Consider the following 14732-nt stretch of genomic DNA (forward strand, 5'->3'; position numbering starts at 1 on the left):
TTTCGGTTTGCTGGGATTCGGGGAAGTGGCCCTGCCTGCCGATCAAAGAGCCGCGCCCTTGGGCTTATGAAGCGGACGTAGGCAGTATGGGCTATGGGGTTTGTTTTGCACGACTATCAGACGACACTTAGATCGCGTGCGACGCTGACCGGCACCGGCGTTCACAGCGGCAATTCCGTTACCGTTCATTTCCTGCCGGCAGACGCTGATACGGGTGTCGTGTTCCAGCTTTCGAATGGAAGCGAAGTCCGGGAGTTCCGCGCACTGGTTTCCGAGGTCGGCGCCACCGATCTGTGCACCATGCTCGGCGATCCGGCAGGCGAGCACATCGCCACAGTCGAACATCTGATGGCCACGGTTTTCGGGCTCGGCATCGACAACGTCGTCATCGAGATCGACGGCCGTGAGGTTCCGATCCTCGACGGCAGCGCCATTGCGTTCGTGGAGGCTATCGACCAGGCGGGCATCGATACGCTGCCGGTCAAGCGCCGCTACATCAGGGTGGTGAAGCCGGTTCGCATCGAGAACGGTGCCTCCTGGGCGGAGTTCAGGCCCTATGACGGCACGCGCTTCGAAATCGAGATCGATTTCGAAAGCCCGGCGATCGGCCGTCAGCTGTTTGCATCCGACATGAACGCCGACATTTTTCGCCGCGATATCGCGCGGGCCCGAACCTTTGGTTTCATGAAGGACGTCGAGCGGCTGTGGGCAGCCGGCTATGCGCTCGGCTCCTCGCTGGAAAACTCCCTGGTGATCGGCGACGACAACCGCGTGATCAACATCGGAGGCTTGCGCTATCCCAACGAATTCGTGCGCCACAAGACGATGGACGCCATGGGCGATCTGGCGCTGGCCGGCGCCCGGTTCATTGGCTGCTTCCGTTCCTATCGCGGCGGCCACAGGCTGAATGCGGCAGCGCTGCGTCGCCTTTTGTCGGACCGTTCGGCGTTCGAGATCGTCGAGACGACACGCCGCGAGCGCGGTCGCACCGTCGAAAAGAGCGCCATCTATGCACCTGTCTACGCGCCTTGGATGATCTGATTCTTAACGTTTTTCGGGTTTTATGGCCGCCGGCCTGTGTTGCATGAATGCACCATCGGCCGGCGAAATCACGCAAGTGTGCGGGTTGCGCCAGGCTGCCACAAAAATGTGCGAATGGCCGGAGATAGCGTTGCCGGGCACGGCGATTATGGTTATGCCTGCTGCCCCAGGGCGAAATGTCGACTGAAATGACGCCGAAAGGGCGGAATCCAATCATGTTCTTCAAGCGAATTGGTCAATCGAAAGCGCCGCATCGGGCTGTTTTCCTGGCGCTTTCGGTGGTCGTTCCATCGCTGTTCCTGTCGGCCTGCATGTCGTCCGAAAAGGATGTCGACCTGTCGACCTATGTCGAGCAGACCGAGCCGGCAGACGTTCTCTACAATCAGGGCCTCGCCAATCTGAATGCCGGGCGCCTGCAGGAGGCGAGCCGCAAATTCGGTGCGGTCGACCGCCAGCATCCCTATTCCGAATACGCCCGCAAATCGATGGTGATGGGCGCCTTTGCCGACTATCGCCAAGGCAACTATACCGAGGCGATCGGTTCGGCCAAGCGCTATCTCACGCTCTATCCGTCGACCGACGACGCTGCCTATGCCCAGTACATCATCGGGCTGAGCTATTACCGGCAAATCAGGGATGTCACCCAGGATCAGAAAGAAGCGCGTCAGACCGTGCAGACGATGCAGGATCTGGTGACGCGCTGGCCCGATTCCGAATATGTCGACGACGCCAAGGAAAAGATCCGCTTCGCCAACGACCAGCTCGCCGGCAAGGAGATGCAGATCGGCCGCTATTATCTCGAGCGCCGTGAATACATCGCCGCCGTCAAGCGGTTCCGCGTCGTGGTGGAGACCTATTCCAACACGCGCCATGTCGAGGAAGCGCTCGCGCGTCTTACCGAAACCTATTACGCGATGGGGCTGACATCGGAAGCGCAGACTGCCGCTGCTGTGCTCGGCACCAACTATCCCGACAGCGTGTGGTACAAGGATTCCTACAAGCTCCTGCAGACTGGTGGGCTCGAGCCGCGCGAGAATGCGGGCTCGTGGATCGCCAAGGCCGGGAAGCTGATCACCGGCGCCTGAGCGGCGCGTCACATGCTTTCCAGACTGTCGATCCGCGATATCGTTCTGATCGAGAAGCTGGACATCGATTTCTCGTCCGGTCTTTCGGTGCTGACCGGCGAAACCGGTGCTGGAAAATCCATCCTGCTCGACGCGCTGTCGCTGGCGCTTGGCGCCCGCGGCGACGCCTCGCTGGTGCGGCATGGCGCGGCACAGGGCCAAGTCATCGCCGTGTTCGACGTGCCGCGCAACCATCCTGCCCGCATGCTGCTTGCCGACAACGCTATCGAGGACGATGGCGACATCATCCTGCGCCGCGTGCAGACGGCGGATGGCCGTACCCGCGTCTTCGTCAACGACCAGCCTTCCAGCGTGACACTGATGCGCGATGTCGGTCACGCGCTGGTCGAGATCCACGGCCAGCATGACGAGCGTGCCCTGGTCGATCCCGGCGCCCATCGCGAATTGCTCGACAGTTTTGGCGGTCATCTCGGCGCTGTGCGGGCGACCGGCGAGGCATGGCGGTACTGGCGGGCCTGCGAACTGGAACTTTCGCGGCATCGTGCCAAGGTGGAAGCGGCGGCCCGCGAGGCCGACTATCTGCGCGCCGCGGTCGCCGAATTGACGAAGCTCGACCCCCAGCCAGGCGAGGAAGCCGACCTCGCCGAGTTGCGCGCCTCGATGATGCGGGCGGAAAAGATCGCCTCGGAAATCCACGATGCGCAAGATGTGCTCTCGGGCCCGTCTTCGCCCCTGCCGCAACTCGCCAGCCTGTTGCGACGGCTGCAGCGCAAGGTGACCGAGGCGCCCGGCCTGCTCGACGACGTGGTCAAATCGCTCGATGAAGCGATGCTGTCGCTCGACGCAGCGCAATCGGGCGTGGAAGCGGCACTTCGCGCCACCGAATACGATCCGCGGCGGCTGGAACAGGCCGAGGAGCGGCTGTTTTCGCTGCGCGCCGCCTCACGCAAGCACAGTGTGGCGGTCGACGATCTGGCGCAATTGCGCGATACGATGGCCGCCGATCTCGCCGATCTCGACGCCGGCGAGGAGCGCCTGCACGGGCTGCAGAAGCAGGCCGCCGCCGCGTGCGAGACCTATGACATTTCCGCTGCCCAGCTTTCGTCGCTTCGCCATGCGGCGGCGGTCGGATTGACCAAGGCGGTGATGGCCGAACTGCCGGCGCTGAAGCTCGAACGGGCAGCCTTCATCGTCGAAATGGCAAGCGAGGCCGAGAGCCGCATGGAAGACGGCATCGATCAGGTAGAGTTCTGGGTGCGCACCAATCCCGGCACAAGACCGGGCCCGATGATGAAAGTCGCCTCCGGTGGCGAACTTTCGCGGTTCCTGCTGGCGCTGAAGGTGGCGCTGGCCGACCGCGGCTCGGCGCCGACGTTGGTGTTCGATGAAATCGACACCGGCGTTGGCGGCGCGGTGGCTGACGCCATCGGGCAAAGGCTGGCGCGGCTGTCGAAGCGCGTGCAGGTGCTTTCGGTCACGCACGCGCCGCAAGTGGCGGCACGCGCGGCGACGCATTTCCTGATCTCCAAATCCGGCGGCGCCGATCGCGTCGCCACCGGCATCGCCGAGATGGACCGGGCGGCGCGCCAGGAAGAGATCGCGCGGATGCTCGCCGGGGCGACCATCACCGACGAGGCGCGCGCGGCGGCCGAGCGGCTGCTTCGCGAAAACACCGCAGCCTAAAGCGCGTCGCATTTGAACGGATTCATGCGACGCGCTTTAGGTTCTTGTTTTTATGCATGTCGTTATCGCAAAACCGCTGCGCACGCTCGGTTCAAGCCCGAGGGCATGCTTTTGCGCGACATGCATTAGCGGACCTCATGCTCGGCGTTGTGGATCGAGTCAGGATGTGGCTCCATCCTGCTGTTCAGCAATGATTTTCTCAAAATCCTGATCTATTGTGGCGCGCCGCGCGTCCTTCGAACGCGCAAGGACGCTGTAGCAATTTGATTTCGCGCATGGCCCAGGAAATCGTTCCGGGTCAGCGTCGAGGAGCCGTGCATGCCCGAAAAACCAGTCGATTCGCTCAGCGAAAGTGAAGCAGCCAGCGAGCTGAAGCGGTTGGCCGAGGAAATCGCCGCCCACGACCAGCGTTACCACGCCGAGGACGCGCCGACGATTTCGGACGCGGCCTACGATGCGCTGCGGCGGCGCAACCTTGCCATCGAGCAGCGGTTTCCTGCCCTTGTGCGCGAGGATTCGCCGTCACGCAAAGTCGGCGCGGCGGTGTCGGAGAAATTCCGCAAGATCGTCCATGCCATTCCGATGCTGTCGCTCGACAACGCTTTCGCCGATGCGGACGTGATCGATTTCGTCGGCCGCATCCGCCGTTTCCTCAGGCTCGGCGCCGACGCGCCGCTGGCGATGACTGCCGAGCCGAAGATCGACGGCCTGTCGCTGTCGCTGCGCTACGAGGCCGGACGTCTGGTGACGGCGGCAACGCGTGGCAATGGCCAGGTCGGCGAGGATGTGACGGCCAACGCACGCACCATCGCCGAGATTCCCAACGTGCTCTCAGGCGATTTTCCCGATGTGCTGGAAGTGCGGGGCGAGGTCTATATGCGCCTCACCGACTTTGCCGAGCTCAATCGCCGCAATGCCGAGGCCGGAAAGCAGGTTTTTGCCAATCCGCGCAACTCGGCGGCAGGCTCCTTGCGCCAACTCGACACCTCGATCACCGCCAGCCGGCCGCTGCGGTTTTTCGCCTATACCTGGGGTGAGGTGAGCGCCATGCCCGCCGACACGCAGATGGGCATGGTGGCGGCGTTCGAGCGCTTTGGCTTCAGGGTCAATCCGCTGATGAAGCTGTTCGACAGCGTCGTGGGACTGCTCGAGCAATACCGGCTGATCGAATCCAACCGGGCGACGCTCGGCTACGACATCGACGGTGTCGTCTACAAGGTGAACAGCCTTGAGCTGCAGCAGCGGCTGGGCTTCGTCTCGCGTTCGCCGCGCTGGGCGATCGCTCACAAATTCCCGGCCGAGAAGGCGACGACGATCTTGACCGGCATCGACATCCAGGTCGGCCGCACCGGCGCGCTGACGCCGGTGGCGCGGCTGGTGCCGGTGACGGTCGGCGGCGTCGTGGTGACCAACGCGACACTGCACAATGAGGACTACATCAAGGGCATCGGCAACAATGGCCAGCCGATCCGCGAAGGCCGCGACATTCGCATCGGCGACACGGTGAGCATCCAGCGTGCTGGCGATGTCATTCCGCAGGTCATCGACGTGGTCATGGAAAAGCGGCCGCCCGACAGTGTGCCATATGCTTTCCCAGTGCTTTGCCCGGCCTGCGGCAGCCACGCCGTGCGCGAGGAGGGGGAAGCAGTCAGGCGCTGCACCGGCGGATTGATCTGCCCCGCGCAGGCGGTGGAGCGTCTGCGCCATTTCGTCTCTCGGGGTGCTTTCGATATCGAGGGGCTCGGTGAGAAGCAGATCGAGTTCTTCTTCCACGCCGAGGATCCGTCACTACGCATCTATTCGCCGGCCGACATTTTCACGCTGAAGAAGCGGCAGGCAGCATCGCTGACCAAGCTCGAGAACGTTGACGGTTTCGGCGCGACCTCGGTACGCAAGCTGTTCGCGGCAATCGACGATCGGCGGCAGGTCGAGTTCTCGCGCTTCCTCTATGCGCTCGGCATCCGCCACATCGGCGAGACCAACGCCAAGCGGTTGGCCCGCCATTTCCTATCCTTTGCCGCCTTCCGCGAAGCCGGGCAGAACGCCGTCATGCCGGCCGGCAAGGGCGACCCTGGCAACGCTGCCTGGCAGGAACTGAACGGCATCAACGGCATCGGCTCGATCGTTGCCGAAGCAGTGGTCGATTTCTTCGCTGAAGATCATAACCGGCAGGCGCTCGATGCATTGCTGGCGGAAGTAACTGTGCTCGACGAGGAGCCGGTCGGTGGCGTGTCGTCGCCGGTCTCCGGCAAGACGGTGGTCTTCACCGGCGCGCTGGAAAAGATGTCGCGCGACGAGGCCAAGGCGATGGCCGAAAAGCTCGGCGCCAAGGTCGCCGGCTCGGTGTCGAAGAAGACCGATCTCGTCGTTGCCGGGCCAGGTGCCGGCTCCAAGCTCAAGCTAGCCACCGAATTCGGCATCGAAGTGATCGACGAGGATGCGTGGTTGGCGCGGATCGGCAAGGCGTGACGGTGGCGTTCAGCGGTTTCGGCCAAAAGGCGATTCCCTTCCTCAAGGCGCTCGATTTTCACCAGAGCCGGGAGTGGTTTCTGGAAAACCGCGACCTCTTCGAAAGTGAGCTGCGCGACCCCTTCGGCGATCTGGTCGAAACGCTCTCCGAGCGCTTCGCGGCGGCAGGGCTGGGCTTGCGCGGCGACCGCAAGAAGTCGCTGTTCCGGATCAATCGCGACGTGCGCTTCGCCAGGGACAAGCGACCCTACAACCGGCATCTGTCGGCAATCCTCTCGCCTGACGGCACCAAGATGGAACAGGGCGTGTTCTTCGTCCATATCGGGCTTGAGCGCTGCTTTGCCGGCGTCGCCTGGTGGCAGCCCGGACCGGCGCTGCTGCTGGCAATGCGCAACGCCATCGCGACGCGGCCGGGTGAATTCCGGGCGCTGATCGAGGCGCTGAAGCAAAACCGCCTCGGACTCGATGCGGAAGGCTGCATGAAGCGCGCGCCACGCGGCTTCGAGCATGTCACGGCGGCCGATCTCGCGGCGGCCATCCGCAACCGGCATTTCGCCGTCCGGCACGAAATCGACCCTGCGGGAATCCACGGGCCGGCGCTGGTCGACGAGCTGGTCGATTTCGCCTTGCGGGCCAAGCCGCTGCTCGACTGGGGCAGGGCGATCGAAGCCAAGGTCCCGGTGGACTGAGCACTGGCCGAAACGCGCACGCCTGGAACCTGCGTCGAGGATCACTTCCGCTGATCGTCGGCTCAAGCGAATTGGTGTGACAAGGCTGACCGCGCTCCCTACATACGATCTTTCTCCCCGCATCGGCCCGAAAATCGGGATTGATTTTCGGATGGCCCGACGCGTGGATTCAAAGTGTTAGAGCGTCCTTTGATCGTCCAAAAGGACGAGCGGCGCTCTGTGGATTCAAAGTGTTAGAGCGTCCTTTGCTCGTCCAAAAGGACGAGCGGCGCTCTAAGGAGTGGCTGATGTCGGCGGAAGCAATCTCCGAAAACCGCGCAAAAAGCGATTTCTGGCAAGGCGTGCGGCTCAGCATGCCCGTCGTGGTGGCGGCGGCGCCGTTTGGACTGCTGTTCGGGGCGCTCGCCGTCGACAACGGATTTTCGGTGCTTGAAGCCTTGCTGATGAGCGCCATGGTTTTTGGCGGCGCCAGCCAGATGGTCGGCATCGAATTGTTCGGGCAGCATGTCGCGCCATGGCTGATCGTGCTGTCGATCTTCGCCGTGAATTTCCGCCATGTGCTTTATTCCGCGGGCATCGGCCGGCGCATCGCGCGCTGGCCGCCGGTGCAGCAGGCAGTCGGCTATTTCCTGCTCACCGATCCGCAGTTCGCCGTGGCCGAGCGCAAGGCGGAGGCTGGCGAGACGGTCGGCTTCGCCTGGTATATGGGGCTTGGCCTGCCGGTCTATGTGTTCTGGGTGACCGAAAGCGCGCTTGGCGCGGTATTCGGCAGGCTTATTCCCGATACCCATGCGCTGGGCATCGATTTTCTGCTGCCGATCTATTTTCTCGGACTGGTTATGGGCTTTCGCAAACGGCCACTGTGGCTGCCGGTGGTCGTCGCCAGTGCTGCTGCCTCCATCATCGCCTACAAGACGGTGGGCTCGCCCTGGCACGTCTCGATTGGCGCCGTGGCCGGCGTGCTGCTCGCGGTTATCCTGCCGCCGCGCCACAGCGGCGTGGAGGCGCGGCCATGAGCACAACCTTGTGGATCATCATCGCCGGTGCGATCGCGACCTATGTGACCCGCATCGGCGGCCATCTGGTGATCTCGCGCTTCGAAAACATCCATCCGCGCGTCGAGGCGGGGCTGAACGCCGTGCCGGCGGCGGTGCTGACGACGCTGGTGGCGCCGGCAGCACTTGGCGGCGGGCCGGCGGAATGGGCGGCTTTGATCGTTGCCGGGCTGGTCTCGCTGCGCGGCGGGCTAATGTCGATGTTTTTGGCCGGCGCCGTCGTGCTGGTGCTGGCCCGGCAGTTCGTCGGGTAACCGGACCGGCTGAGTACGCCAGTCTTACTTGCGCACGATGTTGGAGATCGCGGGATCGAATCGACCTCCTGCAAAGAGCCTGCGCATCGTCTCTTGCGGATCGAGACCAAACGTTTCGGCTGATGTCACCGCAATCAGCGCGTCGAGGTCGAGCGTCGGGGCGAGGTCGCGTCCTTGGTAGAGCGCACCGGCAGACAGTCCCGGCCAATCGGCCAGCACCCGCCCGCCATTCACCGCTCCGCCAGCGATCATCGCAGCCGATGCCGTACCGTGGTCGGTGCCGCCAGTGCCGTTGACGGCGACAGTGCGGCCGAACTCGGTGGCGACCAGCACGGTCGTATCCTTCCAGATATCGCTGAGGCCAACGTGCAACCCATCGATGAGCGCGTCGAGCGCTCTGAGCTGGTTGGCCAGCCTGGCTTGCTGGCCGCTATGGGTGTCCCAGCCGCTGGTTTCGATCATGGCAACGCGCGGGCCGCCGGCCTTGGAGAGGAAGCCCGCAGCGGTGCGGCCGACGCTCGCTGCGTCCTTGCGCCGCGCGTTCACCGCGCCCAGCGCCCGTGTCTCCATCGCGCTGCTCCACAGCGCATGCAGCTGTTCGTCGGCGTCATAGAGCTTGCCGACGCGCATCATCAGGTCGTCCGGCGCCTCCGGCAGGGCGGACGGCGCATAGGAGGTGACGTCTGCCTCGCCTCGCAGCGCCAGCGGGATGGTCGGTGCAAAAGCGATTGCTTCGCCGCGAGACTTCGGCAGCATGCCGACCAGCCGGTTCAGCCAACCGTCCTTGCGTTCATAGGGCGAGCTGCCGCCGCTTTCGAGCACATTTTGACCATCGAAATGCGAGCGCTCGCGATAGGGCGAAGCGACCGCGTGGACGAACAGCGCCTGCTTGTCCTGATGCAGCTTGCGGAGACCGGTGAGCGAAGGATGCAGGCCAAACGTGCCGTCAAGCTTTATCGGATCGTCGATGGCCAATGGGCCGCGCAGTGCGCGGTAGGCGGGGTCGGCATAGGGAACGATGGTGTCCAGCCCGTCCGCGGCGCCGCGCTGGATGATGAAAACGAAGCGGCGATCGGTTTCCACATTGGCGAAGACGATGCGCGGCGCGATCAGCATCGAGCCGAGGCCGGCGCCGGCGAGAGTAAGGAATTGACGGCGTTCCATCTTGGTCATCTCCTCTGGAAATCATCTTCGCTGAAAGTCATCTTCGTTGGAATTCGGGCGACACGAGCAGCAGCGCGATGCCGGTGCGCCGGCTCTCGGCGCGCTCGATCTCGGCCATCGCCAGGTCGCTGAGCGAGCCGGCAAAGAGTTTTCGCGCGAGATCTCGCGGATCGATATCGCCAACCTGCGCGGCGAGGCGCTGCGCCACCTCGACCCGGCGGACCAGTGCGTCGGGTGCTGCCCAGTTCCCGGCAACTCTTCATAGCCGGCCGGCGAACGCGGCCGCCATGCCGGTTGGCCGAGTTGGTTGAGCAGTTGCGCCAGACGCGGCTTGCCGAGTTCGCTGCGGCCCAGGCCGCGCAGCGCCGAGATCGTCCATTCCCACGGCGTCTTGAACTTCGCCGCTGCTGGTTGCCAGGCTTCTGGACTGTCGAGGAGCGCGCGGTAGACCGCGACGAGATCGCCCTTTGACCGGCGAAAGGCTTCGGCGAGCCGCGTCACGACCGCGGCCGGCGGTTCGTCGGCGATGAAGTGGCGCGCCAGCTTGGTTGCGATGTGCGTTGCGGTTGCCTCGGCCGCCGCGAGGTCGCCGAGCACGGCGAGCGCCTGTTTGTCGCCGCGCTGGTCGTAGGTCTGGCCGATGATCGTGCGTTGGCCCGGTTCGTGCAGCCCAGGTCGAAAGGTGAAGGCGCCGGCCTGGCCTCGCCCTTTAGCGCGTCCGGTGCTGAAACCGGTCAGCGCCAGTGCGAATTCGGTCGGCTTGTAGCCGGAGCGTGCACCGAGTGTGTTCAGTTCCATGATTTCGCGGGCCAGGTTCTCGTTGATGCCGGGTTTGCGCTTGGCGTTGCGTTTTGCGGCGCGTTTGGCAACTTTCGAGTTGGGACCGATCGAGCGCACCTGGTCGAGATAGAACAGCATCGCCGGGTGGCGCTCGGCGGCGAGCAGCATATCTTCGAAGCGGCCGAGCACATGTGGGCGGATCGCCTCGCGCTCGAAGGCGCCGGCGATCAGGGTCACCTGCGGTTTCTCCGCCGAGATGGCGAAATGGTTCGACCAGAAATGCACGAGCCGTTCGACGAAGGGGTTCATGTTTCGAACGCTGCGCGTGCTCGCATGTCGACCTCGTCGCGATAAAGCGCTTGAGCCTCCTGGCGCGCCGCCTTGCGGGCGGCCATCTTTGCGGCCGCGTCGGCGTCTTTGTCCTCGAGCATCGCTTCGGCATAGCCGGCGCCGAGTGTGGCCGAGTCCTGCGCGCCGGAAAAGACCGCCGGGTTTGCGTGGTAGCTTTCGAACCGCGCTATCAGCCAGGATTTCGGGTCGGCCGGCGCCTCGTCGTCGGGCCGGGCGCCCAGGCCGAAGCGGTTGAGCGCAACCGCGACATCGCTCGGACTTGCCAATGGTGCCTCCGTCAGCATTGCTTTTGGAGGCTTCAACGCGGCAGCGACTGGAATCCGTCGCTGTTTCCAGCGCTATTTTTCGCCCGCTCGGCGCAGCATGTTGCTGCGGCCGCGCAGGCCGTCGACAAGTCGCGCCCTGTCGGCTGGCGTCAGTCCCGTCGCGAAGGTCACGATTGCCTGTTCGAGCCGGCCGCGCAGCGCCATATCGGCTTGCCGGACCGAGGTGAGCGTCTCATTGACCGCCGCTGCGTCGATCGGCTCAGCCTCGATCAGGCGCGCCACCGCCTCGCGGCCGACCCGAGCCGTTTCGATGTCGGCAGCCGACTGGCGCCGCGCCTCTGCGAGCGCCTGGCGGAACGCCTTGCGCTGGTCGGGCGACAGGCCGGCCGCGGCGAAGCGCAGGCCGCGCTGGTCGCCCGCTCTGTCGCGCTGCCCCTGCTGCGCCTGCCATATATAGCCAGCGCCGGCGGCGGCGCCGAGCACGAAGACGTTCAGTGCCAGCGAGACGGCAAGCAGGATCCTGATGCTGCGTTCGCTCATTGCACGTCCCCCTGCATGTCGCCGAATGCGGTCAGCGCATAGGTGTCGCCATCGTCAGGGGCGCTGTTGGGCGGCAGCAGCACGGCGACTGTCAGCGCCCCGGCCAGCGCGCCCGCCAGTCCGATGCCGGCCAATCCGGCACACCGCCAGACGAGCTGGGTGCGGCGCCAAAGCGCAGACGGCGCCGTGGCGATGATCCTTCGCGCGAGCGCGTCGTCCGGAGCTGCGACGCGATGGCGCGACAGCAGATCGTCGAGCTCCACCGCCGGTGCAAGTGCGGCTTCGGCCTGAGCCGGATTGGCGGCGATGAAGTCCAGCGCTGCCGCGCGCTCGTTTTCAGGCCAGCGCTGCGGCGACCCGCCATAGGTGGCAACGAGCTCGGAAAACCTCTCTGGAGTCATGTCATTTCGTCCCTGTCTCGTCCGAGCCTGGAGCGCAGCTGCCGCCGCGCCCGCGACAACAGGCTTTCCAATGCCTCGATGCTGATGCCCATGACCTCTGCCGCATCGCCGTTCGAAAGCTCCTGATAATACTGCTGCACGATCGCCTCGCGCTGGCGCTCCGGCAGCTCGGCCAGCGCGCGCCGCACTTGGTGCTGATCGTCGGCCGCGAGCATATCCGCTTCCACGCCCGGGCGTTCGTCGGGGCGATCGGGAAGTTCCGCCACCGGCGTCTCCCGCCGCCTGCGCAGCCGGTCGTAGCAGAGATTGAGCGCGACGCGATGCAGCCAGGTGTCGAACTTCGCCTCGCCGGCGCGCCAGCCCGGAGCCGCCCGCCAGATGCGCAAGAAGGTCTCCTGCGCGACGTCCTCGGCCTCGCCGCGGTCGCCCAGCATTCGCGTGGCGAGACGGATCAGCCGCGGCAGCTTGCGCTCGACCATGGCTTCCACCGCAGCCGCATTGTTCTGAGCGATCAGCGCCAGCAGTCGCTCGTCGGTTTCGCCCACGCTCTGCCTTCTCGTTCCACCACGCCAGACCTGCTGCCGACACGACCGTCATCCTGCACCCGCCATGTGTCTTCAACGGGTTTCAAAGCGAAATCCGTCGGCGACCCTTGGAGGTTAGAAGGCAGCGATAAGGCCGCAGGCCATTGCCTGCGGACCGGCATCCTGGGTCCCTAGCTGAGCCACCAGTCTTTCCGAGAAATCAAATCTTCTGGTCGTGCGGCAGCGGTGCGGTTGCCTTCTCCAGCCAGGCCAGCGTCTCGCCGTCGAGCATCGGTCCGATCTCGGCCAGCACGCGGGCGTGGTATTGGTCGAGCCAATACAGCTCGTCGCGCGTCAAAAGGTCAGACCGCACCAGCCTGGTGTCGATCGGCGCCAGCGTCAGCGTCTCGAAGCCATGCATGGCGATGTCGCCGCCCTCTATCGGCTCGGCCGGCGTCACCAGTATGAGATTCTCGATGCGGATGCCGTAAGAACCCTCCTTGTAGTAGCCCGGTTCGTTGGAGACGATCATGCCCGCCAGCAGCTTTTCGGTGCCGGTCCTGGCGATGCGCTGCGGGCCCTCGTGCACGGCCAGATAGGAGCCGACGCCATGGCCCGTGCCATGGGCGAAATCGCAACCGTGTTTCCACAGGGCAAGGCGCGCCACGGCGTCGATCTCGGAACCGCGCGTGCCCGGGGGAAAGCGCAGCATGGAAATGCCGATCATGCCCTTCAGCACCAGCGTGAAGCGTTCGCGCATTTCCTCGGTCGGTGTGCCGATCGGCACGGTGCGGGTGATGTCGGTGGTGCCGTCCTGATACTGCCCGCCCGAATCGAGCAGGAACAGTTCGCCAGACTGAAGCTTTCGGCTGGTGGCGCGGGAAACGCGGTAGTGCATGATGGCGCCGTTCGGGCCGGCGCCGGCGATGGTATCGAAGGACACGTCGCGCAGCGGCATTTGTGTTTCCTCGCCGGTGCTGCGGCGGCACTCCTCGAGCTTGGTGACGACCGCGATCTCGTCGAGCTTGCCGGGTTCCTGGCGGTCGAGCCAGCAAAGCAGCTTGGCGACCGCGGCGCCATCGCGGCGGTGCGCGGCGCGGGCGCCGCTGATTTCGGCCTGGTTTTTCGTCGCGCGTGGAATGCGGGCAGGGTCTGGCGCGGTGATGACGGTGCCGCCATTGTCCTCGACCAGCATTCTCAGTCTCTCCGCCGCCAGCACCGGATCCAGCGCGATCTTCGCGCCGCCCTTGGCCAGGGCTGCGATCGCAGCTTCGAATTCACCGGGTTCGTGCAATTCGGCGAGCTGCGTCAGATAGGCCGCGACGGTGCGTGAAAACTTACGCTGGTCCATGAAAAGCAGGTGCGATCGATCGGCGGCGAGCACGGCGAAGCCGAGCGCCAGCGGCGTGTGCGGCACATCGCCGCCGCGGATGTCGAAGGCCCAGGCGATGGACGACGGGTCGGTCAGCACGGCATGGGTGGCGCCGTCCTTGCCGATGGCCTCGGCCAGCCGCGCCAGCTTGTCTTTGGCCAATTCGCCGGCAAGGCCAATCGGATGGAGCTCGACCGGCGCCAGCGGCGGTTCGGGCTGGTCCTCCCAGATGGCGTCGATTGGATTCTTCTCGAGCGGCACCAATGTCGCCCCGGATTTTTCGGCCGACGCTTTCAGCGCTTTCACGTCGCCGATCGTCTGCAGCCACGGATCGAAGCCAAGCCGCACGCCCTTGCCGAGATTGTCCTTGATCCAGGTGGCGGGCGGATTGTCTATCAGGCTTTCGATCGAAAAGATGTCGAGATCGACCTCGTGGCGCACCTGCAGCGTGTAGCGGCCGTCGACGAACATGATGGCACGGTCGCCGAGCACGATGGCGACGCCGGCCGAGCCGCTGAAGCCGGTCAGCCATTTCAGCCGCGCCGAGCGGTCGGCGACATATTCGCCCTGATGCTCGTCGGCACGAGGCACGATGAAGCCATCCAGCCCGTTGGCGGCCAGCCATTGACGCAGCAACGCCACACGCGGCTTGCCGACGGCGGGGTCGCCTGCGGAATCAAAGGTCTGGAACATCATGGCCTCTCCTCGGATGCTGGATGCGAGCGGCGGACTAGTCGACCCGTGCCGCCGCTCACATCCAGCTTTTATGTTTGAGCATCGGGTTTTCCCAAAACCGGTTTCCACTTTTGGGCCCGATGCTTTGGTTCGACCGTAGCGCATGCCCCCGGAAATCGGAATCGACTTTTGCTGCGCCAGGCGCCGGCCGGATTCGGTCCAGCAGGGCAATCGCTTCAGGTCTGCGCTGCCCCTCATTGCCCTGCCGGGCAATGAGGGGCCGCGCCGCCCAAGCCGGTGGTCATTGTTCGTGAGCGGGGGGGCCCGCGTTTGCCGGCAGTGCTTTCCCTGTTGGGGGCAGCAGCGCGTTTGCGCAGGGACGC

Annotated in this window: 14 protein-coding genes; 7 read left to right on the forward strand and 7 right to left on the reverse strand. The window is 64.8% G+C overall.

Annotated features, from left to right (window positions below; genetic code table 11):
- Nucleotides 1-93 precede the first annotated feature (93 nt).
- The 7 genes from lpxC to AC0L2V_RS11475 all read left to right on the forward strand — a co-directional run bounded on the left by lpxC (nt 94) and on the right by AC0L2V_RS11475 (nt 8276).
- Complete coding sequence (lpxC, locus tag AC0L2V_RS11445) at nt 94-1041, forward strand: UDP-3-O-acyl-N-acetylglucosamine deacetylase (protein ID WP_473520108.1); 948 nt, start codon at nt 94-96, stop codon at nt 1039-1041.
- 215 nt (nt 1042-1256) lie between these two features.
- Nucleotides 1257-2126: an outer membrane protein assembly factor BamD gene (locus AC0L2V_RS11450; RefSeq protein ID WP_128174186.1), complete on the forward strand. Its 870-nt coding sequence runs from the start codon at nt 1257-1259 to the stop codon at nt 2124-2126.
- A gap of 12 nt (nt 2127-2138) precedes the next feature.
- Nucleotides 2139-3809, forward strand: a complete 1671-nt coding sequence (recN, locus tag AC0L2V_RS11455) for a DNA repair protein RecN (RefSeq protein WP_473520109.1) — start codon at nt 2139-2141, stop codon at nt 3807-3809.
- Nucleotides 3810-4127: 318 nt separating this feature from the next.
- The gene (ligA, locus tag AC0L2V_RS11460; RefSeq protein ID WP_473520110.1) at nt 4128-6278 is read left to right on the forward strand and encodes an NAD-dependent DNA ligase LigA; all 2151 of its coding nucleotides are present in this window, start codon (nt 4128-4130) and stop codon (nt 6276-6278) included.
- On the forward strand, nt 6275-6967 hold the full coding sequence (locus AC0L2V_RS11465; protein ID WP_473520156.1) for a DUF2461 domain-containing protein: 693 nt from the start codon (nt 6275-6277) through the stop codon (nt 6965-6967). The genes ligA and AC0L2V_RS11465 overlap by 4 nt, the downstream gene beginning before the upstream one ends.
- Nucleotides 6968-7254: 287 nt before the next feature.
- Nucleotides 7255-7983 carry an AzlC family ABC transporter permease gene (locus AC0L2V_RS11470; protein ID WP_473520111.1) on the forward strand — a complete coding sequence of 243 codons (729 nt, stop codon included), beginning with the start codon at nt 7255-7257 and terminating at the stop codon, nt 7981-7983.
- On the forward strand, nt 7980-8276 hold the full coding sequence (locus AC0L2V_RS11475; protein ID WP_473520112.1) for an AzlD family protein: 297 nt from the start codon (nt 7980-7982) through the stop codon (nt 8274-8276). Before AC0L2V_RS11470 ends, AC0L2V_RS11475 begins: the two co-directional genes overlap by 4 nt.
- 24 nt (nt 8277-8300) lie before the next feature.
- Here AC0L2V_RS11475 and AC0L2V_RS11480 read toward each other — a convergent pair whose 3' ends face one another.
- The 7 genes from AC0L2V_RS11480 to AC0L2V_RS11510 form a co-directional block, all read right to left on the reverse strand.
- On the reverse strand, nt 8301-9440 hold the full coding sequence (locus AC0L2V_RS11480; protein ID WP_473520113.1) for a DUF1501 domain-containing protein: 1140 nt from the start codon (nt 9438-9440) through the stop codon (nt 8301-8303).
- Between the two features lie 21 nt (nt 9441-9461).
- Nucleotides 9462-10529 carry a DUF1800 domain-containing protein gene (locus AC0L2V_RS11485; protein WP_473520114.1) on the reverse strand — a complete coding sequence of 356 codons (1068 nt, stop codon included), beginning with the start codon at nt 10527-10529 and terminating at the stop codon, nt 9462-9464.
- Complete coding sequence (locus AC0L2V_RS11490) at nt 10526-10837, reverse strand: hypothetical protein (RefSeq protein ID WP_473520115.1); 312 nt, start codon at nt 10835-10837, stop codon at nt 10526-10528. The genes AC0L2V_RS11485 and AC0L2V_RS11490 overlap by 4 nt, the downstream gene beginning before the upstream one ends.
- A 72-nt stretch (nt 10838-10909) precedes the next feature.
- Complete coding sequence (locus tag AC0L2V_RS11495) at nt 10910-11377, reverse strand: periplasmic heavy metal sensor (protein ID WP_473520116.1); 468 nt, start codon at nt 11375-11377, stop codon at nt 10910-10912.
- Nucleotides 11374-11778 carry a hypothetical protein gene (locus tag AC0L2V_RS11500; RefSeq protein WP_473520117.1) on the reverse strand — a complete coding sequence of 135 codons (405 nt, stop codon included), beginning with the start codon at nt 11776-11778 and terminating at the stop codon, nt 11374-11376. Before AC0L2V_RS11500 ends, AC0L2V_RS11495 begins: the two co-directional genes overlap by 4 nt.
- Complete coding sequence (locus tag AC0L2V_RS11505; RefSeq protein ID WP_473520118.1) at nt 11775-12323, reverse strand: RNA polymerase sigma factor; 549 nt, start codon at nt 12321-12323, stop codon at nt 11775-11777. The genes AC0L2V_RS11500 and AC0L2V_RS11505 overlap by 4 nt, the downstream gene beginning before the upstream one ends.
- Before the next feature lie 199 nt (nt 12324-12522).
- Nucleotides 12523-14367, reverse strand: a complete 1845-nt coding sequence (locus AC0L2V_RS11510; RefSeq protein WP_473520157.1) for an aminopeptidase P family protein — start codon at nt 14365-14367, stop codon at nt 12523-12525.
- Between the last annotated feature and the right edge of the window lie 365 nt (nt 14368-14732).

The sequence above is a fragment of the Mesorhizobium sp. WSM4814 genome (assembly GCF_055811595.1).